The organism is Faecalibacterium sp. 7, from assembly GCF_049562865.1.
In the GTDB taxonomy this organism is placed as follows: domain Bacteria; phylum Bacillota; class Clostridia; order Oscillospirales; family Ruminococcaceae; genus Faecalibacterium; species Faecalibacterium wellingii.
The window spans coordinates 2,408,676-2,429,222 of record NZ_CP186911.1; the positions used below are offsets into that span (position 1 = coordinate 2,408,676).

A 20,547-nucleotide genomic window follows, 5' to 3' on the forward strand; every position below is an offset into this window, starting at 1 on the left:
GGAGGATGCAGAATTGGAGATCGATCTTGTTTTTAAAATTGCAGCCATTGGCATCATTGTGGCGGTGCTGAATCAGCTGCTGATCCGTTCCGGACGGGAGGATCAGGCCATGATGACCACTCTTGCGGGCCTTGTCGTAGTGCTGTCCATTCTTGTCAAGCAGATCAGCGTCCTGTTTGTCACCATCAAGTCGCTGTTTGCGCTATGAGTACCTCCGTTTCCATCCTTGGGGCGGCAGTCGTTTTTGCGGCAGCACAGCTTTTGCTGCGCAAGGATTCTCCGTCTTATGCATTTTTGCTTTCGATCGGTGCCGCAGTATTTATACTGCTGAGGCTTGGCGCGGCTGCGCAAGATCTGATGCGGGGAGTATGGGCACTCAGCCGCCGGGTGGATGGTACTGCCTTTTCCTGTTTGCTGCGCTGTGCAGGGATCCTGCTGATCACGGATTACGCCCGGACACTGTGTGAAGAAGCAGGCGCAGATTCACTGGCGTGGTGTACAGGTTTGGCGGGGAGGCTCCTTGTTCTGGCAGCGGCATTCCCCTTGCTGGAGGAGATCTGTCAACGGATCTGGGGGCTTGCTGCATGAAATTATTTCAAAAGGCGTCCGCTGCTGTGCTTGCCGTCTGCGGAGTTTTGTCTGCGGTCTCGGGTGCGCAGGCGGCCGGGCTGCAGGTCTGCCCGGGCAGGAGCTCTGGCAGCCCTATCTGAATGCTGCGCCGCAGGATGCGGATTCATTTGTCCACGATCCGGTCGGAGCGCTGCTTTCCCTTTTGCCGGCTTCTCCGCTGGAAATGATCCGGCAGATGGCGCATTGCTATGCAGACGTCCTGCTGTTCCTGCTGCTTTTGATCCTGCTTTCTTTTCTGGTCGGAGAAGCGGCAGACAATGCGCTTTTGGAACTGGCAGCGGCTGTAGGGTGCGGCACTCTTTTATGGGGCGACCTGATGACTCTCGCGCAGCAGGTGTGCGAGCGGATGACAGGATGGAAAGACTACCTTCTGGGGTTCCTTCCGGTCTACAGCGGGGTGCTCACCGCAGGAGGAGAAGCAAATGCCGGTGCAGCGGCAAGCGGTCTGCTGTTGACAGGGCTGTGTTTCCTTGCACAGTGCACGGCTACGGTCGTCAGTCCGCTGCTGCAAAGCTATCTTGCGGTCAGCATGGCGTGCTGCATCAGTACCCAGAGAGGGCTTTCCGACACCTGCCGCGCCACAGGTGTACTGCTGCAAAAAGGGCTGCGCTGGGCCGGCCGCCTTTTTGCAGTTTTACTGGGGCTGCAGCGTGCAATAACGGTGCAGTTGGATCGTTCGGCGCTGCGGCTCGGAGAGCTGTTCACCGGCAGTGTGCCGGTCATAGGACAGGCTCTGAGCGATACGGCAGAGGTCTTTCTGACCGGAATGGGGCTGCTGAAAAGCAGTCTGGGCCTTGCGGCGCTCATGGTGATCGGTGCGGAGTTTTTGCCGCTGTATGTGCAGCTGATGCTCCATCTGGCGTTCCTCACAGTCTGTAGCCTTTTGTGCGGGCTTGCGGCGAACAGCCGCTGTCAGGCGCTGTTCGCCTGTATGGCAGAAGCTGTAAAATGCATGGCTGCCATCACAGCATTGTATTTTGAACTGCTGACGGTGGGCGTCGGGCTTTTGATGATGACAGGAGGCGGATGAAGTGCAGGCATTCCAAAACGCTGCAGCTGTATTTTGCATCGCCTGCATCTGCGCAGAGGTCACTGCTTTGCTGACAGGCACAGGCTGGGCGGGCAGATGCATAAAAGCAGTTGCCGGGCTATATATTCTAGTAGTTCTTTTTCGGCTGGTACCGGGTGTGAAGCCGGAACTGAAAAGCGCCATGGAGGCGGTACCGTCCTCTGTCCGTATCCAGAGTGCCGAAATATCGATCCTGCAGAAAGCGCAGGAGCGGCTGGAAAGCTCCCTGCGGACAGAGTGTATGCAGCGCTTTGGGGTACCGATAGAGCTGGACATCACGCTGACGCAGGAGGGGCAGACCGTACAGGCTGGATCTGCAGGTTTTACCATCCTATCAGAATGTACCGACGCAGAAAAGCAGCAGGTCGCCGCATATCTGCAGGAAGCACTCGGCACGGCATCGGTATGGGAGATTCAGGAGGAAGTCGGATGAAAGAAACAGAGGGCTTTTCCATCCGTCTCTTTGCCGAAAAATGCAAAGGAAAGCAGGGCAGGGCAAGGCTTGCGGCTGCAGTAGGATTGCTGGCGATGCTGTTGATCCTGCTGTCGGAGCTTTTCCCGCAGCCTTCTGCGGCAGGCAGCACCCAGAAAGCCAAAAGCACACAAAGCAGCACCGAATATCAGGCACAATTGGAGGAGCGGCTGGAACGGCTGATCTCTCATATGAGCGGTGCGGGCAAGACCACTGTGATGGTCACACTGGGGACCGGGGAGGAAATGATCTATGCATTGGACACGCAGTCCGGAGATATGCAGTCGCAGCAGACGCATGTCTTGCTGGAGGATGGTTCTGCCCTGACTGAGACGGTCTGCGTGCCGCAGGTCTGCGGCGTGGCAGTGCTGTGCGAGGGCGGCGGTGATGTCCGGATCGCGGCCCGGATCACAGAGCTGGTGAGCGCATTGCTGGATCTGCCGTCCAATCACATTTGTGTGGAGCAGCGCAAGGGCTGAGTCCCGGAAACTTTTATAAGGAGGAACGATCTATGAGAGCACTTTCTGGAAATACCCGCAAAGCTACTGCCGTTACACTGGCCGCAGCGCTGGTGATCGCCGTGTACTTAAACTGGCAGTATGCCCGCAGCGATGTACCTGCGAAGCTGGAAAGCACTGCTGCTGTCGCGGCGCAGGTGGAGGATGTTCCGGTGCAGGCCGATGCCATTCTGGATGAACTGCCTACCGAAGCGGAAGCGGTTTCCAGTGCAAATAAAAATTATGGCGAGGCGCAGCTGGTAAGTGTTGCCAGCGACAGCGGTGCAAAGTTCTTTGAGCAGGCCCGTCTCAAACGACAGAAAGCCCACGATGAAGCGATGGACTCCATTAAAAAGACGATGAAGGCTTCCTCTCTTTCCGCAGAAGAAAAGAAGGAATACACCTCCCAGCTGACAGCGAATCTGGAAGACCTGAATGCAGAAAATGAGATCGAGACCCTGATCAGAGCCAAAGGCTTTGCCGACTGCCTGTGCTTTTTGCAGTCCGGCCGGGCAGATCTGACCGTTATGACCTCCGGTCAGCCGCTCACTGCCGCGCAGGTGGCACAGATCCGCGATGTGGTGCTGAGCAAAAGCAGTGTGACGGCACAGAATATCACAGTGGTGGAGGTCAAATAAGACACAGTCCTGCCATTTTGTCCCAGCATAGCTGCAGAAGGCAGAGTTTTCCCAAACAAGTATTGAAATCACCCCCGCTTTGATGGTATAATAACTCTATCAATCAAGCATGATGTTGTCCTGCGTATGGCATTGATCGTTTCAGGCAGGACCATTTTAAACAGGAAAAAGCAGGCGGACTGCCCGCTTTTGGATGGAGGACAACACAATGGATTTTCAGAATACGAATCTTCAGGGCGGCAGCCTTCAGATCTCCACCGAGGTTATTGGCAAGATCGCACGCTGTGCAGCGTTGGAAATTGACGGCGTTGCTGAGGTCTCCTGCGGCAAGCAGAATAAAAAGCTCAAGGATCTGCTGGAAGCTTCCAGCATCCAGTCTCCGGTCACGGTGGAGATGCGGGATGGTACCGCAAGCATCACCCTGAACCTGATGGTAAGCTTTGGAGCACGAATCCCTGCCGTGGCAGAAAAGGTACAGGAAAACGTGAAGACCGCTGTGCAGAACATGACCAATGTTACGGTGAGCCGGGTCAATCTGGTCATTGCCGGTCTGGCAGATGCTGCAGCAACGCAGGAATAAAACAAAATCAAACAGGAAAGACCGATCCTCTCTGCCGCTTCAGGCAGAGGGGGTTCGTGTTGCGAGAGGAACATTATGGAAAATATTTTGCCCCGTAGAGAAGCCCGCGAGAATGCATTTTTGCTGGCATTTTCGCAGACCTTTGGTGATATCCCGCTGGCAGAAGCCATCATCAACCACGAAGAAAACGATGAAGAACATCCGGTGGATGGCTTCAGCAAGCATCTGCTGAATGCATACTACGATCATTCTGCCGAAGTGGACGACGAGATCCGCGCACATCTGCGCAACTGGACCATGGAGCGTCTGCCCCGGGTGAGCCTGACAGTTCTTCGTCTGGCAATTGCAGAAATGCTGTTTGGCGGTGAGAACAAGCCCGGCGTCGCCATCAACGAGGCGGTCGAGCTGACCAAAAAGTATGGTGCAGACGAAGATTACCAGTTCGTGAACGGTCTGCTTGGCGCAGTGGCCCGGGATCATGGTCTGGATGCAGATGCCGCAGCGGAGCAGGCCGAACAGTGAGCCGCTATACGCTTGGCATTGATACAAGCAACTACGCAACCTCTCTGGCAGTGTTTGATACAGCTGGAGAGGTTGTTTGCGCAAAAAAACGTTTTCTGCCGGTAAAAGAAGGCCAGCTGGGCCTGCGGCAGAGCGATGCACTGTTTCATCATACGGTCGCGCTGCCGGAAATGATGCAGGAGCTTGCGCAGGAATTTGATCTGACAAAGATCGATGCTGTCGGAGTGTCGCAGAAGCCGCGCCCAGTGGAGGGCAGCTATATGCCATGCTTTCTGGCGGGCGTCAGTGCGGCTGCAGCCTTTGCGCAGGCAAAGGGCATCCCTCTTGTGCGGACCACCCATCAGCAGGGTCACGCTGCGGCAGCACTGTTTGCAGCCAAGGGGGAACAGTTGTTTGCTGAAAAAGTTCTGCTGTTCCATATTTCCGGCGGTACGACGGACCTGCTGCTCTGCGATCAGGTGCGTCAGATCACGACTCTTGGCACCAGCACCGATCTCTACGCCGGACAGGCTGTGGATCGTGTGGGGGTCAAACTGGGCTTTGGATTCCCGGCGGGTGCTGAAGTTTCCCGTCTGGCTGCGCAGTGCGGGGAAGAGATCCGGCCGAAGTCCAGTGTAAAGGGAATGCAGTGCAGCCTTTCCGGGCTGGAAAACCAGTGCAACGGTTTGCTGGCCGCAGGCAAAACGCCGGAGTATGTCTGCAAATATTGTTTGCTCTGTGTGGCAGATACAGTGGTCAAAATGACAAAGGCCGCGCAGAAGGAATACCCCGGTCTTCCGGTGGTCTGTGCCGGCGGCGTGATGAGCAGCGATATCATCCGCGCATGGGTGAACAAGCGGCTGCCGCAGGTGTATTTTGTGCCGGGAATGTATTCCAGCGATAATGCCATCGGCGTTTCGATCCTTGCAGCACGGGAGGCCGGATTATGGCTGAAGTGATTACCGTTTCGGCCCTGAACCACTACGTTAAAATGCTGCTGGATGCAAACGACATCCTGTTTGACATTGCCCTGCGCGGTGAGATCGCAAACTTTGTACAGAACGCACGCAGCGGCCACTGCTATTTTTCCCTGCGGGATGAAGCCAGCAGTGTGAAGGCTGTAATGTTCCGTGCAGATGCCCGCCGTCTTGCCTTCCGCCCGGAAGAGGGGATGCGCGTTGTGGTACGCTGCCGTGCGACCCTTTATGAGCGTGACGGTGCCTTTCAGCTGTATGTGAACGATATGTTTCCGGATGGCGTTGGTGCCGCACAGCTTGCATTGGAGCAGCTCAAAGCAAAGCTGGAGCAGGAGGGCCTGTTTGCCCCGGAACATAAAAAGCCGCTGCCGGCATTCCCTAAATGCATTGGTGTTGTCACCAGCAAAACGGGAGCCGCATTGCAGGATATCCGCAATGTACTCACCCGGCGCTGGCCCTCGGTACAGCTGCTTTTGTGTCCGGTAACGGTGCAGGGCTTTGAGGCAGCACAGCAGGTCGCAGATGCAATCCGGAAGCTGGACCAGCGCAAAGAGGTGGACGAGATCATCGTGGCCCGCGGCGGCGGCAGCAGGGAAGAATCTGTGGGTGTTCAATGCTGAAGTGATCGCACGGGCGGCCTACCGCTGCAAAAAACCACTGATCAGCGCGATCGGCCATGAGATCGACTATACGATCCTGGACTTTGTAGCCGACCGGAGAGCCCCTACACCTTCCGCTGCGGCAGAGCTTGCCGTGCCGGATCGGGAAGAGCAGAAACGGATATTACTGGATTTGCAGCAAAATATTCGTAAAAATATGCAAAATCGTTTCGATTTATGCTATAATGGTCTGGAACAATACAACTTTGTGTTGGAGCAGGGGCCTGCACACCAAAGCTGGCAAAAAAAGCATGACCTGCTGCAGCAGGCGAAAGATGAGATCCGGCAGCAGATGCAGACGCAGCAGAATGATGCAGAGCTTCAGCTCCAGCATGCCGCAGCGCTTGCCGGGTCACTGAACCCCTATAAGGTGCTGGCCCGCGGCTATGCTATGGTCACAACAGCAAATGGAGCCATTCTGGATGCAGAAAATCTGCAGCCGGAAAAAACAATATATGTTCGCAGCGTTTCTCACCGGGCAAAATGCCGGGTAGAAGCGGTGGAGGAGATCAATGAGAACACCCAAAAGTTTTGAAGAGGGCATGGAACGGCTGAATACGATCCTTGTTCAGATGCAGAGTGAAGAAACCACCCTTGCAGATTCGGTCAAGCTGTACGCAGAAGCAGCTTCTCTGATGGAGTATTGCCATGCTGCATTGGAAAAGACATCTCTGCAGATCAGCGAGATCGATGCAAAGCTTGCAGGTACAGTGCAGGAGGAAAGCTGATGAATCACAAAGAGCAGTATCAGAGTTACCTTGCACAGGCAATGTCCGCACTGGAACATGCCTGTGCCCACTTTCTGCCGGAAGAGTCTGAGGTGTGCCGTGCAGCACGCTACAGTCTGATGGGCGGCGGCAAGCGGGTCCGCGCCGTTCTGGTGCTCAGTGTCTGTGATATGCTGGGCGGTAATATGCAGGCGGCAGAGCAGTTTGCGGCTGCAGTGGAAATGCTGCATTGCTACTCGCTCATCCATGATGATCTGCCCTGCATGGATAATGATGATCTGCGCCGTGGCAGACCTTCCTGCCATAAAGCTTTTGACGAGGCGACCGCTATGCTGGCCGGCGATGTTCTTTTGACAGAGGCGTTTGAAGTGATTGCCAATGCCCCGGCAGATGCCGATGTCTGTGTACGGGCCGCAGCTGCACTGAGTGCAGGTGCGGGCAGCCGCGGTATGGTCTATGGACAGGAGCTGGATCTGAAGTACGAAGCGCTGGCCGCTACGGAAGAGCAGCTCCGGCTGATCCACCGCAACAAAACGGGCGCACTGATCAATGCGGCGGTTCAGATGGGTGCTGCTGCTGCAAGGGCAGATGACGCTCAGTGCCGGGCGCTGGAGCACTATGCTTACGGTCTGGGGCTGGTTTTTCAGATCGTGGACGATGTGCTGGATGTTACCAGTACTCCGGAACAGCTGGGCAAGCCCATCGGCAGCGACAGCGAGAATGGCAAGACTACTTTCGTGACCCTTTATGGCGCAGAAGGAGCTATGCAGCTTGCACAGGATCTGAACAATGAGACCTGTACAGAGCTGCGCCGGAACTTTGGCGGCAAGGCTGCATTTCTGGAACAGCTTGCACAACAGCTTCTTGTGCGCAAAAACTAAAACGATCCATACAGAATAAAGGAAAAAGACTATGCAGTTTATTCAAAACATCCTGTCGTTCAATCAGATCCTGACGGTTTCCCTGCTTGGCTGGTTTGTGGCCCAGGTGCTCAAAACCGTTATCAATTTTATCCTGCTGGGTAAATTCCAGCTGGAGCGCATGTGGGGCGATGGCGGCATGCCCAGCGCGCACAGCGCAACGGTCTGTGCAATGGTTATTGCTACCGGGCGCTGTGTAGGTGTTGATTCTGCTATTTTTGCCGTGGCGAGCGTTGTGGCGATCATCACGATGCACGATGCAATGGGCGTGCGGCATGAGACCGGCGAGCAGGCCAAGGTGCTCAATCAGATGATCGATCAGTGGATCGACATCAGCGAAAAGAACGCACCGTTCCTTCAGAATATGCATCTGAAGGAAATGGTCGGCCATACACCGCTGCAGGTAGTGGCAGGCGTTCTGGTGGGTATAGCAGTTGGTTTTCTGTATCCGCTGGTGTGATGTATGGCATCGGCCTAGACTCTGCATTTGAAGGACGTGTGATTTTATGGGAGTATTGCTGCTGGACAGCATCAATCAGCCCGCAGATTTAAAACAATTAAATGAAAAGCAGGTAGAACAGCTTTGTGAGGAGATCCGCAGCTTTCTGCTGAAAAACATCTCTAAAACCGGTGGACATCTGGCGTCGAACCTTGGTATGGTAGAGCTTACAGTGGCATTGCACCGCGTGCTGGAGACCCCGCAGGATAAGATCGTATTCGATGTGGGCCATCAATGCTACACCCATAAGATCCTTACAGGACGGCGCGGACAGTTTGAGCAGCTTCGTCAGTTGGACGGCATCTCCGGATTTCCAAACCCGAACGAAAGTGTGCACGATGCATTTATTGCCGGGCATGGCAACACAGCCCTTTCGCTTGCTATTGGCATGGCATGGGCCAAAAAGCTGCATCATGAGCAGGGGCTTGTTGTGGCAGTGATCGGCGACGGCGCCTTTACCGGCGGCATGGTCTACGAGGGCATGAACAACATCGAGCATCTGGACAACCTGCTTGTGATCCTGAACGACAATAAAATGTCGATCTCTAAGAATGTTGGTGCGCTTGCCCGTTATTTGACCCATCTGCGTACGACCACCGCCTATGTGGATGCCAAGGATAATGTGCGCAGTTTTTTGGATGCCGTTCCGCTGGTGGGCACCCCGCTGAAAAAAACCCTCACCGATTGTAAAACGCTCCTGCGCCGTGCGATGTACCACTCCACGATGTTCGAGGATATGGGGTTCCAGTATCTTGGCCCTGTGGATGGCCACAATGTGGAAGAGCTGGAACGCACACTCCGCACGCTCCGCAGTCGGCCGGGACCGCACTTTTTGCATGTTATCACGAAAAAAGGTAAGGGCTATCAGCCCGCCGAAGTGAATCCCGGCAACTATCACGGAGTTTCTGCTTTCGATCTGGACGGGATGCCCGACCCGGAAGTGGCGCCCAAGGAGTCATTCTCAACTGTATTTGGCAAAGCACTCGTGACAGAAGGGGAGAAAAATCAGAATCTCTGTGCCATTACAGCAGCGATGAAATATGGCACCGGTCTTCAGTTTTTTGCACACAGCCATCCAACACGCTTTTTTGATGTCGGAATGGCAGAGCAGCACGCTGTCACCTTTGCAGCAGGCCTTGCAAGTCAGGGAATGCTGCCGGTAGTCTGCATTTATTCCACCTTTCTGCAGCGCTCCTATGATCAGATCATTCACGATGTCAATTTGCTGCAGGAAAATGTGGTGTTTGCGATCGACCGCGCAGGCTTTGTTCCCGGGGACGGCGAGACCCATCAGGGAATCTATGACCCGGCTTTTCTGAGCCAGATCAATATCCCGTTGTATGCACCTTCCAATTACCAGGAACTGACCTACTGGCTGCAGCAGCTGCTGAGCGACCGCTTCCATGGCCCGCGTGCGATCCGTTATCCGCGCGGTGGACAGGACGCTGTGCTGGCAGGATTTGGCTGCAGCGGTCAGGAGTATGATTATCTGCATAAGAACGAGAATGCAACAATCGTTCTGGTGAGTTATGCGGATGAATTGACCGATGTTTTACAGGCTGCACAGGAACTGAAGCAAAAAGATATCGTGTGTGACGTGCTGAAGCTTGTAAAGCTATATCCCTTTACAGAAAAAGTTCTCGATGAACTGATAAAATATCAGAAAATACTGTTTGCGGAAGAATGCATTGCAAACGGAAGCATCGGTGAGCATTTGGAGTGTGCTTTGCAGCAAAAAGGATGGAATGGATGTTTTATCCATCTTTCTGTGCGGGATGTGCGTCTTCCTCATGCCAGTGTGGCGCAGATCAAACAGGCAACAGGACTGGATGCTGCCAGCCTTGTACAGACGGTTCAGATGGCCGTGACGAAAGGAGAAAGTTTATCGTGAAGATTCGGTTGGATCAATATCTTGTTCAGCATGGCCTGACACAGAGCCGGGAGCGTGCAAAGGCATTGATCATGTCCGGCATCGTATTTGTCAATGAACAGAAGGTGGACAAGGCCGGCGAAATGATCAAAGAGGATGCCAAGGTAGAAGTGCGCGGACATGATATCGGTTATGTGAGCCGCGGCGGTCTGAAGCTGGAAAAAGCCATGCAGTGTTTTCCGCTGACGCCGAATGGTAAAGTCTGCATGGATATTGGTGCATCTACAGGCGGCTTTACGGACTGTATGCTGCAGAATGGTGCCACCAAGGTCTATGCCGTGGATGTCGGCTATGGTCAGCTTGCATGGAGTCTGCGCACCGATGAACGTGTTGTGAATATGGAACGCACGAACATCCGCAATGTCACGCTGGAAGATCTGGCAGAGCCCATCGAGTTTTTCAGTGTGGATGTCTCTTTTATTTCACTGCATCACATTTTCCCGGTGGCACAGGCCATCACCACACCGGATGCCATGGGCGTTTGTCTGGTTAAGCCTCAGTTTGAGGCAGGCCGCGAAAAAGTGGGCAAAAACGGTGTTGTGCGCGACCCGGCTACCCACCGTGAGGTTCTGCACAATGCAATGGGTTATGCTGCTGCAAACGGCTTTGTTGTGCGCGGGCTGGATTTCAGTCCGGTGAAGGGCCCGGAAGGCAATATTGAATATTTGATGTTCGTGCAGAAGAGTACAGAGCCTGCCGTGCTGGACGACAGTGCTGTAGAACAGGTAGTAGCTGCAAGCCACAGTACGCTGGACCGCTGAGGGATACGCAAAAAATTCAAATGCAAAAGGAGCTTCCGGTATGACGATCTATATTTCGCCGAACCCCGGCAAAACTTCTGCCAATGAGATCGCGCTGCGTGCGGCACAGATCCTGTTGACGCATGGTGCGGCTGTTCTGATGTGCAAAGAATTGTGTGCGGAATGCAGTACCGCGGGTGTGGTCTATCTGCCGCAGGAGGAATGCCTTGAGCGCTCAGATGTGATCCTGACCATCGGCGGTGATGGCACAATTTTGCATGAGGCAAACCTGTCGCTCCGGTATGCAAAGCCGATCCTTGGCATCAATTTGGGACGCTGCGGTTTTCTGGCAACTTGTGAGGTCAACGAAATGGAGACCAAACTCTCCGCTGTTGCCAGAGGAGAGTTCAGTCTGGATCACCGGATGCTGCTGTATGTGCATGTTCTGGGCCATGATGGCTGGGAGGGACATGCACTGAATGACGTCGTGGTCACAAAAGGCCGGTTGCAGCAGGCGATTGATTTCAGCATCTACTGCGATGATATCCTTGTGGAGCACTACCGCGGGGATGGCGTCATCGTTGCTACGCCTACGGGTTCCACCGCGTATTCACTGGCAGCGGGCGGCCCCATTCTGGATTCACAGACAAAAGGCGTCGTCGTAACGCCGATCTGTCCGCACAGTCTGGCAAGCCCGGCCATGGTTTTTGCGCAGGAGCGTAAATTGAACATCTGTGTCGGGCAGGTGGCAGACGATGAGGTTTTTATCAGCTGTGATGGAGCAGCCGGTTATCCACTCAAAGCCGGCGCAACAGCTGAAGTCCGGCTTTCGGATCAGGTGGTAAAGCTGATCACCTTCGGAAAAGCCGATCAGTTTCAGGCAATCGATCAGAAGCTTCGCAGCAGACGATAAACGGGAGGCGAGTTTGATATGGCGCGCAGCCGCAAAGATGATGTAAGAAGTAAAGGAGAACGTCAGCAGGCGATCCTTCGACTTGTACGGGAGTACCCGATCAGTCGGCAGGAAGTTTTGTTGGACTATCTTTCCAAAGAAGGCTTTGAGGTAACACAGGCCACAGTTTCCCGCGATATCCGGGAGCTGTGTCTGGTAAAAGCCGCGACGGCCGAGGGATACCGCTATGTTTCCAGCCGGAACGAAAGTTTTAACCCCAAGGCACAGGGCCGTTTTGAAACGATCTTTCATGAATCTGTGCTGGGCGTGGATTATGCCGGGCATGTTGTACTGGTAAAGTGCTACTCGGGCATGGCCAATGCGGCCTGCGAAGTTTTTGACGCACTGCAGTGGAAAAATGTGGTTGGCACTCTTTCAGGCGATGACACGTTCCTGATCGTTGCGCGGTCAGAGCGCGACGCAAAAACGATCTGCTCAGAGCTGATCCGGCACATCGTACAAAAATAATGCGGGAGAGAGTATATGCTAAGCAGCCTGCAAATTGAAAATGTTGCAGTTATCCAGAAGGCTGAAGTGCATTTCAAGCCTGGTTTGAATGTCCTCACAGGTGAAACCGGTGCAGGTAAGTCCATCCTGATCGATTCCATCAATGCCATTCTTGGTAACCGCACTTCAAAAGACCTTGTGCGCACGGGCGCATCCAAGGCCGTCATCCGTGCTGCCTTTGAACAGGTGCCGGATGCCGTGCTGAACAGTCTGGAGAAGGCGGGGTACGAACGTTCGGATGCGCTGATGCTCAGCCGTGAGATCACCGCCGAGGGCAAGAGCACCTGCCGCATCAACGGCATGCCCGCGACCGCGTCCGTCCTGCGGGAGCTGTGCGGCGGACTTATCAACATTAACGGTCAGCACGACTCCGTGGGACTTCTGAACCCGGCAAGGCATCTGGGGATTCTGGATGATTATGCACAGAACGACGCAGAATTTCAGGAATACTATGTGCTGTACAGGGAGCTTGTGCGCATCAAGCGAGAACTGGATGCCATGATCACCGACGAGGCCGAAAAGCAGAGAAAAATCGATCTGTTGAGCTATCAGGTACAGGAGATCGAAGATGCCGGGCTGACGGCTGGCGAGGAACAGACCTTGGAAGGCCGCAGAAAAATTCTGGCCAATGCATCGGCTATCCGGGATAAGATCGCACAGAGTTATGCTCTGCTTTCGGGCGATGACGAATCGTCCGGTGCTGTCGATCTGCTGGGCGAAGCCTCCCATGCAATCGACACAGCAGCGCAGCTTGACGATGCACTTGCTGCTGCATCCAGCCAGCTGCTGGATCTTTACTATAATGCAAAGGATGTTGCTGCTGACCTGATCGGCCGTTTGGACTCCTACGATACCAATGACGCTGAGCTGGATGAGATCGAGCAGCGGCTGGATCTCATCTATAAGCTCAAGCGTAAATATGGTGATACGGTAGAAGATGTGATCGAATTCGGACAGAATGCAAGGGAGGAACTGGAACGCATCCAGTCCTCTCAGGAACGGCACGACCATCTGCAGGCAGAAAAGCGGCGTCTTTATGCGCTGGCTCGTGAAAAGGCAGAGGCCTTGACCCAGACGCGGCTGAACGCTTTTGAAGCGCTGAACAAACGCATTTCCGGCACGCTGGATTTTTTGAATATGCCGGGTGTACGCATGACATTGCGGCACACCCGCGGCCCGTTGGCCAGCCATGGACAGGACAGCATTGAGTTCTACATTTCCACAAATCCCGGTGAGGCGCCCAAACCCCTTGCAAAAATTGCGTCTGGCGGCGAGCTGAGCCGTATTACGCTGGCCATCAAGAACGCAATGGCAGATAAAGATGCTGTGCCTACGGTGATTTATGATGAGATTGACAGCGGTGTTTCCGGCAAGGCTGCTGGGCGCATCGGCGAAGTTCTGCGTCAGAGTGCGCAGGGCCACCAGATTTTGTGCATCACCCATACAGCCCAGATCGCTGCACTGGCCGACTGCCATCTGCTGATCCAGAAAAATGTGGCCAATGACCGCACCTATACCGAAATTCACCCGCTGGATGAGGAAGGCCGTGTGGAGGCGCTGGCCCGCTTGATCTCCGGTGACCATGTGACCGACATTTCCCGTGCAAATGCCCGGGAAATGCTGGGTCTCGGAGCGCAGTAAGCCTGTTTCGGCTGCTGCTGGAGACAGGGGTTGACAAGTATCCGGTATTGTGATAAAGTAGCTATTGTTAATGGCGTTGAAGGGAACAAGTACCTTGAAGCGCTCTGCCCAGAGAAGTCCCGGTTGGTGCAAGGGGCTGCAGAGCAGCAGGGGAAATACCTCCCGGAGCTGCAGGTCGAATGCCTTTACAAGGCTAGTAGGCTGTGCCGCGTGCGAGCGTTACAAACGCAGGAGTGTCACTCTACTCTGGGGTGTGCACTCGTGAGGTCGTTTCTGTGAGGGAACGGCAAACAGAGGTGGTACCGCGATTTTTCTCGCCCTCTGCCAAATTTATTTTTGGCAGAGGGCGTTTTATTTTCCCTCTGCCCATACAAACAGGAGGAAATGATTATGACTCTGTACGAAGAACTCAAGGCTCGCGGGCTGGTGGCTCAGATCACCGATGATGAGATCATCGACCTGATCAACAACGGCAAAGCAACCTTCTATATCGGTTTTGACTGCACTGCCGACAGCCTGACCGCTGGCCATTTCATGGCCCTGACCCTGATGAAGCGCCTGCAGATGGCAGGCAACAAGCCCATTGCGCTGATCGGCGGCGGCACTACCATGATTGGTGATCCTTCCGGCCGTACCGACATGCGCAAGATGCTCACCAAGGAAGACATCGCTCACAATGCGGCCTGCTTTAAAAAGCAGATGGAAAAGTTCATCGATTTTTCCGATGGCAAGGCCCTGATGCTGAACAATGCTGACTGGCTGCTGAACCTGAATTATGTTGAACTGCTGCGTGACGTGGGTGCCTGCTTCTCTGTGAATAATATGCTGCGCGCCAAGTGCTACGAGCAGCGCATGGAGAAGGGCCTGTCCTTCCTCGAGTTCAACTACATGATCATGCAGAGCTACGACTTCTACTATATGTTCCAGCACTACGGCTGCAACATGCAGTTCGGCGGCGATGACCAGTGGAGCAACATGCTGGGCGGTACAGAGCTGATCCGTCGTAAGCTGGGCAAAGACGCTTATGCCATGACGATCACCCTGCTGACCGATTCTCAGGGCAAGAAAATGGGCAAGACCGCCGGCAATGCAGTCTGGCTGGATCCCAATAAGACCAGCCCCTTCGAGTTCTACCAGTACTGGCGCAATGTGGGCGACGCCGACGTGATGAAGTGCATCCGGATGCTCACCTTCCTGCCGCTGGAGCAGATCGATGAGATGAGCACATGGAAGGATCAGCGCCTGAACGAGGCCAAGGAAATTCTGGCTTACGAGCTGACCAGCATGGTTCATGGCAAGGAAGAAGCCGAAAAGGCTCAGAACGCAGCCCGCGCTCTGTTCAGCGGCAACGCCATGGATACCGAGCACATGCCTTCCACTCAGCTGACCGAGGCCGACCTGACCGATGGCTCCATCGGCATCCTGACCCTGATGGTCAAGGCTGGTCTGGCTGCATCCAACGGCGAGGCACGCCGTCTGGTGGTGCAGGGCGGTGTGCTGGTGGACGGTGAGAAAGCCGCAGCTCCTACTGTAAGCTTTACTGCTGAACAGCTGGCAAAGGGCATTGTGATCAAAAAGGGCAAAAAGATCTATCATAAGGTCACCCTGTAATGAAAACATCCTGAAAGAATCAGCCTGCATACCGGTAAAAACGGTGCAGGCTGATTCTTTCATAGAACAAAAGGCGCAGGTGAGTTTGTTGACTCATCTGCGCCTTTTCATGTTTACTGTATCAAGAAAACAGCTTACAGCTCATAAGCCTTCTTCAGAGCCTCATAAGCGGCATCCTCGTTTTCTGCATGGACCAGCAGGGAAATGTCCAGATCACTGGTGGTAATGAGCAGGACCTCAATGCCCGCCATTGCAAGAGCATTCAGGGCACGGGCGGCCACGCCGCAGCTGGTGACCATTTCCTCTCCAAACAGGTTCAGCTTGGAGTAGCCCACGCTGATCAGCGGGGAAGCCTTGGCATCCTTGTCCAGGTTTGCAACGGAAATGGCCTTCATCACCAGCGGAAGATCACTGCTGGAAGCGGTAAAGCTGAAATCAATGGTAGTACCATGGGGTGCACTCTGGCTGATCATATCTACGACCACGCCGTTATCCGCAAAAATCTGCAAATACCGTGCCAGACTGTTGCCCTTGAACTCCACGTCCTGCACACTGATCATCATCAGGCTAGTCTCAATGCTGATCTTCGATACTCCGTACATAAAGAACCTCCGTTCTGCCCGAAAAGCGGGCTTCAACAACGTAAAATTCACTCAGGTAAGCTGCAAAAATTCCGGGTCTATATTTTTCCGGGCAACCGTCCGGATCCACTCCAGACTGAAATCCGGGTAGTCATTCCGCACACCGTGCGCTTGAGCAAGCGCAGCAGTGTAGTCCTGAAGCAGATAGGTGCGCACATTGGATTTGCCTGCGTCGTAATGCGTTACAGTCGGCCAGAGTCTGGGATCCAGCACTGTGCAGTGAACAGAGCCATCAGGTTCTGTTGTTTTCTCAAGCTTCACGGTAAGAAGTGCGCCCACCAGTTGATCCGGCTTTGCCTGTGTGCTGATAAAATTTCCCAGAGAATAGGCGGTGAATACCTTTCTGCCATCTGCCGCAGTCAGCCATTGAGCGTTCTGCAATACATGCGGATGCGTACCTACGATCAGATCCGCGCCCCAATCCGCAAGGCTTTGTGCCAATGCACGCTGCGCATCCACAACGGTATGACTGTTTTCCACGCCCCAGTGCACACCCACCACTACAAAATCTGCCAGCTGGTGCGCTGACCGGACCTGTTGTTCGATCACATCCGTCTGACTGGTGTAGATGATGTTGGCCGTCATGGCTTTGCTCTGTGGAATACCGTTCGTATGCTCTGTATAGGAGAGATATGCAATGGTCACACCGTTGACCGTCTGCATCGGGATGCGGCCGTAGTCGCTTTCTCCCTTCCACAAACCGGTCGTTACAACATCCTCCGGCATACTGTCCCAGAACCGCAGCGTAGCAGCAATGCCGGAAGCGCCTTTATCGTAAGTGTGATTGTTGGAAAGGCTGAACACCCGTACACCAGCCCGATAAAGCGCCCGTGCGCAATCGCCCGGAGTGGAAAAGCACGGGTAGGTGGATGGCTCCAGCTCGTCCGTACAGAGCGTTTCCTGATTGATCCAGTTCACGTCCTGCTGCGCGTAGAAGGGAGCGATGTGTTCATAGCAGTAATCAAAGCTGTAGCCTTCTGTTCCGGCAGCCCGGCGCTTTGCCTGCTTGTAAATAGGGGAGTGGATCAGATTATCGCCGGTGGCAGAAAAGTGTACCGTCTGCACGACTGGCTGAGGCTCTGGTTCTGCCGCTGGCGATGCTGCAGCCGGACTGGGAGGCGGCTCTGGGATAGCTGTCACAGAACCGGCAGACGGAAGCAGATCCCGCGGAAATGTCCATGCAAGGAAGAAAATGCAGAGCAGAAACATGGCCAGAACAGAGACCACCATTTGAAACGCATGTTTCCTCATACGCCGCCTTGTAGGAGGCCGTCGCCGATAATGCTGAGCGGGAAGCTTGCTCATTCAGGGCCACATCCTTTCATCTGGGTGAATCGTTGTTTACAGTGCAGCGATCATATCACCCATATTGTACAGGCCTGGCTCCTTTTTTGCAAGGTAAACAGCAGCATTTACCGCGCCGTTTGCAAAAATATTGCGGGAATAAGCGGTGTGCTTGAGAGTGATCACTTCATCCGGACCGCAGAACAGCACTTCGTGATCACCCACGATGCTGCCGCCGCGCACAGAGCTGATACCGATCTCCTTCGGGTCGCGCTTCTGACGGACGGAGGAACGATCGTACACATAGTGATATTCGCCATTATTCTGCTCGTTGATGGCATCAGCCAGCATCAGTGCAGTGCCGCTGGGAGCATCCAGCTTGTTGTGGTGGTGCTGTTCCACGATCTCAATGTCGTAATTCGCGCCCAGAATCGCCGAAGCGCGCTTGCACAGCTCAGACAGCACATTGATGCCCATGGACATGTTCGCGCTTTTGAACACCGGAACGGTGCGGGACAGCTGCACCACCTTGAGCTGCAGCTCTTCCGAAAGGCCGGTAGTGCATACCACAATGGGCAGCTTGTGGGCCTCGCAGTAGGGCAGAGCCTTTTCTACAGCCGCAGGGGAGCTGAAATCGATGACCACATCGCCCTTGCCGTTCAGCTTTTCCAGACTGTCGTACACGGGGATACCGTTCTGATCGCCGTCCTTCAGGTCGATGCCGGCGATCACGCGGCAGTCCTCACGCTGTGCGATCATATCACACAGCACATGGCCCATACGGCCGCCAATGCCCTGAATCACAATATCTGTCATATTTTTTATCCTTTCCTGCCCGCTTTGCATATCGGCATATCGCAAAATGCCCGGACAGAGCGCTCCGCCGGGCATTTTGCAGCCAAAAAACTTATTCCTTAATAAGACCCTCTGCACGCAGAGCCTTTTCAATCTGCTCCTTGTGGGCGTCACTGGGCTCCACCAGAGGCAGACGGCACTCGCCGGCCTCCCAGCCCAGCACGTTCATAGCATACTTCACCGGGATGGGATTCACTTCACAGAACAGCGCATCAGCCAGCGGCAGCATTTCCAACTGCAGCTGACGTGCCTTGGCGGTATCGCCGTCAAAGAAAGCCTTGCAGCAGTTGTGCACCAGCTCAGGCTTGACATTAGAGACAACACTGATGACGCCCTTGCCGCCCAGAGAGAGCAGGGGAACCACCTGATCGTCATTACCGGAATAGATGTTCAGCTCGTCTCCGCACAGCTGGGCGATCTTTGCAACCTGAGAAATGTTGCCGGAAGCTTCTTTGATGCCGTTGATCAGCGGGTGCTTGCTCAGCTCCAGTGCAGTTTCGGGTGCAATATTCAATCCGGTGCGGGAGGGCACATTGTACACGATCACCGGGATACCGCCAGCCTCAGCCATGGCGGTGAAGTGAGCCACCAGACCAGCCTGAGAGGTCTTGTTGTAGTAGGGTGTTACCATCAACAGAGCGTCCGCGCCGCATTCGGCAGACTTTGCGGCCAGTGCGCAGCCGTGGTCGGTATCGTTGGAGCCGGCACCGGCAATGACGGGCACACGATGGTTTACAACGTCCACGGTATACTTGATAGTAGCAAGCTGTTCCTCGTCGGTCATGGTGGAGCACTCGCCGGTGGTACCGCAGATCACGATAGCGTCGGTACCGTGGGCGATCTGGTCCTCAACAATGCGGCCCAGCTCGTCAAAATTGATGCTTCCGTCCTCGTACATCGGGGTGATAATGGCAACACCCGCGCCGGTAAAGACAGGATTCTTCATAGACTAAAAACTCCTTTTGATGCGTTTGCACGCAAAATATACTCAGTCAAAATAGCCCTTTGCGGCCAGCAGCTCGGCCAGCAGAACACCGCCGCCGGCGGCACCGCGCAGAGTATTGTGGCTCATGCAGGCGAACTTGTAATCAAACAGGGTATCCTCGCGCAGACGGCCGATGCACACAGCCATGCCGTTCTCGGTGTTGCGGTCCAGCTTGGGCTGCGGGCGATCCGGCTCGGTAAAGTAATGCAGGAACTGCTTGGGTGCGCTGGGCAGATTCAGCTCCTGTGCGGGGCCGCGGAAGTTTGCCCATGCCTCCAGGATCTGCTCCTTGGTGGGCTTCTTATCAAAGCTCACGAACACGGCAGCCGTGTGACCATCCGAAACAGGCACGCGGAAGCACTGTGCAGTGATGGTGGGCTTCTCGGCGTTGACGATGTGGTCGCCCTCAATGTGGCCCCACAGCTTCAGCGGCTCGCGCTCGCTCTTTTCTTCCTCGCCGCCAATGTAGGGGATCACATTGTCCACGATCTCCGGCATACGGTCGAAGGTCTTGCCTGCACCGGAAATAGCCTGATAGGTGCACACCAGTGCCTTGCTAACGCCGAAGTCCTTCATCAGCGGGTGCAGTGCGGGAACATAGCTCTGCAGGCTACAGTTGGACTTGACTGCAATAAAGCCGCGCTTGGTGCCCAGACGCTTGCGCTGTGCGGGGATGATTTCGATGTGATCGGCGTTGATCTCAGGCACCACCATGGGCACGTCCGGGGTGAAGCGGTTTGCACTGTTGTTGGACACCACCGGGCATTCAGCCTTGGCATAAGCCTCTTCCAGAGCCTTGATCTCGTCCTTGGGCATATTGACTGCACAGAAGATGAAATCCACCTGCGAAGCAACTTCCTCTACCTTGGAAGCGTCCAGAACCATCATCTTCTTCACGCTCTCCGGCATGGGGACAGTCATAGCCCAGCGGGAACCGACAGCTTCCTCATAGGTCTTGCCGGCGCTGCGGCCGGATGCGGCCAGAACGGTCAGCTTGAACCAGGGGTGATTTTCCAGCAGCGTCACAAAACGCTGACCGACCATACCAGTCGCACCTACGATACCCACTTTATACTGTTTTTCCATTTCCAGCACCTTTCCTTTCGTGAAAGCGAACTCAATCAATAAATATTTCTATTACATAGATTCACGGCTTGCAAACCGGACAGCAATGCAATATAATAGATACTGTTTACACAGATTTTATGATATCATTGATACGGTATCCGTG

Annotated in this window: 25 protein-coding genes and 1 other annotated feature; of the genes, 20 read left to right on the forward strand and 5 right to left on the reverse strand. The window is 54.5% G+C overall.

The genetic code is table 11. The features are described 5' to 3' along the window. Positions 1–13: 13 nt before the first annotated feature. The 20 genes from spoIIIAC (at position 14) to tyrS (ending at position 15,551) form a co-directional block, all read left to right on the forward strand. On the forward strand, positions 14–208 hold the full coding sequence (spoIIIAC, locus tag ACKXF7_RS11955) for a stage III sporulation protein AC (RefSeq protein ID WP_249236660.1): 195 nt from the start codon (positions 14–16) through the stop codon (positions 206–208). Continuing rightward, a complete protein-coding gene (locus ACKXF7_RS11960; RefSeq protein WP_339394893.1) occupies positions 205–588 on the forward strand; it encodes a SpoIIIAC/SpoIIIAD family protein in 384 nt (127 codons plus the stop codon). The genes spoIIIAC and ACKXF7_RS11960 overlap by 4 nt, the downstream gene beginning before the upstream one ends. Continuing rightward, a complete protein-coding gene (locus ACKXF7_RS11965) occupies positions 578–1,660 on the forward strand; it encodes a stage III sporulation protein AE (protein WP_423741410.1) in 1,083 nt (360 codons plus the stop codon). The genes ACKXF7_RS11960 and ACKXF7_RS11965 overlap by 11 nt, the downstream gene beginning before the upstream one ends. 157 nt (positions 1,661–1,817) lie before the next feature. Continuing rightward, on the forward strand, positions 1,818–2,132 hold the full coding sequence (locus ACKXF7_RS11970; RefSeq protein ID WP_423741411.1) for a hypothetical protein: 315 nt from the start codon (positions 1,818–1,820) through the stop codon (positions 2,130–2,132). Next, on the forward strand, positions 2,129–2,650 hold the full coding sequence (locus ACKXF7_RS11975; protein WP_423741412.1) for a stage III sporulation protein AG: 522 nt from the start codon (positions 2,129–2,131) through the stop codon (positions 2,648–2,650). The genes ACKXF7_RS11970 and ACKXF7_RS11975 overlap by 4 nt, the downstream gene beginning before the upstream one ends. 32 nt (positions 2,651–2,682) lie before the next feature. Further along, positions 2,683–3,306: a SpoIIIAH-like family protein gene (locus ACKXF7_RS11980; RefSeq protein ID WP_423741413.1), complete on the forward strand. Its 624-nt coding sequence runs from the start codon at positions 2,683–2,685 to the stop codon at positions 3,304–3,306. Between the two features lie 193 nt (positions 3,307–3,499). Continuing rightward, positions 3,500–3,886, forward strand: a complete 387-nt coding sequence (locus tag ACKXF7_RS11985) for an Asp23/Gls24 family envelope stress response protein (protein WP_423741414.1) — start codon at positions 3,500–3,502, stop codon at positions 3,884–3,886. Positions 3,887–3,961: 75 nt separating this feature from the next. Next, the gene (nusB, locus tag ACKXF7_RS11990; protein ID WP_249236654.1) at positions 3,962–4,408 is read left to right on the forward strand and encodes a transcription antitermination factor NusB; all 447 of its coding nucleotides are present in this window, start codon (positions 3,962–3,964) and stop codon (positions 4,406–4,408) included. Beyond that, the gene (locus ACKXF7_RS11995) at positions 4,405–5,346 is read left to right on the forward strand and encodes a glycoprotease (protein WP_423741415.1); all 942 of its coding nucleotides are present in this window, start codon (positions 4,405–4,407) and stop codon (positions 5,344–5,346) included. The genes nusB and ACKXF7_RS11995 overlap by 4 nt, the downstream gene beginning before the upstream one ends. Further along, complete coding sequence (xseA, locus tag ACKXF7_RS12000; protein WP_423741416.1) at positions 5,334–5,984, forward strand: exodeoxyribonuclease VII large subunit; 651 nt, start codon at positions 5,334–5,336, stop codon at positions 5,982–5,984. Before ACKXF7_RS11995 ends, xseA begins: the two co-directional genes overlap by 13 nt. Next, entirely contained in the window at positions 5,971–6,558 is a 588-nt protein-coding gene (locus ACKXF7_RS12005) for an exodeoxyribonuclease VII large subunit (RefSeq protein WP_423741417.1), read from the forward strand. The genes xseA and ACKXF7_RS12005 overlap by 14 nt, the downstream gene beginning before the upstream one ends. Continuing rightward, complete coding sequence (gene xseB, locus ACKXF7_RS12010; protein WP_249236651.1) at positions 6,536–6,751, forward strand: exodeoxyribonuclease VII small subunit; 216 nt, start codon at positions 6,536–6,538, stop codon at positions 6,749–6,751. The genes ACKXF7_RS12005 and xseB overlap by 23 nt, the downstream gene beginning before the upstream one ends. Next, complete coding sequence (locus tag ACKXF7_RS12015) at positions 6,751–7,632, forward strand: polyprenyl synthetase family protein (protein WP_423741418.1); 882 nt, start codon at positions 6,751–6,753, stop codon at positions 7,630–7,632. Before xseB ends, ACKXF7_RS12015 begins: the two co-directional genes overlap by 1 nt. Before the next feature lie 31 nt (positions 7,633–7,663). Further along, a complete protein-coding gene (locus tag ACKXF7_RS12020; RefSeq protein ID WP_249236649.1) occupies positions 7,664–8,131 on the forward strand; it encodes a divergent PAP2 family protein in 468 nt (155 codons plus the stop codon). Positions 8,132–8,177: 46 nt separating this feature from the next. Beyond that, on the forward strand, positions 8,178–10,061 hold the full coding sequence (gene dxs, locus ACKXF7_RS12025) for a 1-deoxy-D-xylulose-5-phosphate synthase (RefSeq protein WP_423741419.1): 1,884 nt from the start codon (positions 8,178–8,180) through the stop codon (positions 10,059–10,061). Then, on the forward strand, positions 10,058–10,861 hold the full coding sequence (locus tag ACKXF7_RS12030; protein WP_249236647.1) for a TlyA family RNA methyltransferase: 804 nt from the start codon (positions 10,058–10,060) through the stop codon (positions 10,859–10,861). The genes dxs and ACKXF7_RS12030 overlap by 4 nt, the downstream gene beginning before the upstream one ends. A 40-nt stretch (positions 10,862–10,901) precedes the next feature. Beyond that, positions 10,902–11,753 (forward strand): NAD(+)/NADH kinase, encoded by an 852-nt coding sequence (locus ACKXF7_RS12035; RefSeq protein ID WP_249236646.1) that lies wholly within the window; start codon positions 10,902–10,904, stop codon positions 11,751–11,753. Between the two features lie 18 nt (positions 11,754–11,771). Next, on the forward strand, positions 11,772–12,260 hold the full coding sequence (locus tag ACKXF7_RS12040; protein WP_339394883.1) for an arginine repressor: 489 nt from the start codon (positions 11,772–11,774) through the stop codon (positions 12,258–12,260). A gap of 15 nt (positions 12,261–12,275) precedes the next feature. Beyond that, complete coding sequence (gene recN / locus ACKXF7_RS12045; protein ID WP_423741420.1) at positions 12,276–13,940, forward strand: DNA repair protein RecN; 1,665 nt, start codon at positions 12,276–12,278, stop codon at positions 13,938–13,940. Between the two features lie 67 nt (positions 13,941–14,007). Further along, positions 14,008–14,265: a binding site (T-box leader), on the forward strand. A gap of 65 nt (positions 14,266–14,330) precedes the next feature. Next, entirely contained in the window at positions 14,331–15,551 is a 1,221-nt protein-coding gene (gene tyrS, locus ACKXF7_RS12050; RefSeq protein WP_423741421.1) for a tyrosine--tRNA ligase, read from the forward strand. A 134-nt stretch (positions 15,552–15,685) separates the two neighbouring features. Here the strand turns inward: tyrS and ACKXF7_RS12055 are convergent, their stop codons facing one another. From ACKXF7_RS12055 to asd, 5 genes are all read right to left on the reverse strand, one after another. Beyond that, positions 15,686–16,153 (reverse strand): ACT domain-containing protein, encoded by a 468-nt coding sequence (locus ACKXF7_RS12055; protein ID WP_423741422.1) that lies wholly within the window; start codon positions 16,151–16,153, stop codon positions 15,686–15,688. A gap of 51 nt (positions 16,154–16,204) precedes the next feature. Continuing rightward, the gene (locus ACKXF7_RS12060) at positions 16,205–17,257 is read right to left on the reverse strand and encodes a CapA family protein (RefSeq protein ID WP_423741423.1); all 1,053 of its coding nucleotides are present in this window, start codon (positions 17,255–17,257) and stop codon (positions 16,205–16,207) included. Positions 17,258–17,533: 276 nt separating this feature from the next. Then, on the reverse strand, positions 17,534–18,292 hold the full coding sequence (dapB, locus tag ACKXF7_RS12065; protein ID WP_423741424.1) for a 4-hydroxy-tetrahydrodipicolinate reductase: 759 nt from the start codon (positions 18,290–18,292) through the stop codon (positions 17,534–17,536). A 91-nt stretch (positions 18,293–18,383) separates the two neighbouring features. Beyond that, positions 18,384–19,277, reverse strand: a complete 894-nt coding sequence (dapA, locus tag ACKXF7_RS12070; RefSeq protein WP_339394879.1) for a 4-hydroxy-tetrahydrodipicolinate synthase — start codon at positions 19,275–19,277, stop codon at positions 18,384–18,386. 42 nt (positions 19,278–19,319) lie between these two features. Next, positions 19,320–20,402 carry an aspartate-semialdehyde dehydrogenase gene (asd, locus tag ACKXF7_RS12075; protein ID WP_423741425.1) on the reverse strand — a complete coding sequence of 361 codons (1,083 nt, stop codon included), beginning with the start codon at positions 20,400–20,402 and terminating at the stop codon, positions 19,320–19,322. Positions 20,403–20,547 lie beyond the last annotated feature (145 nt).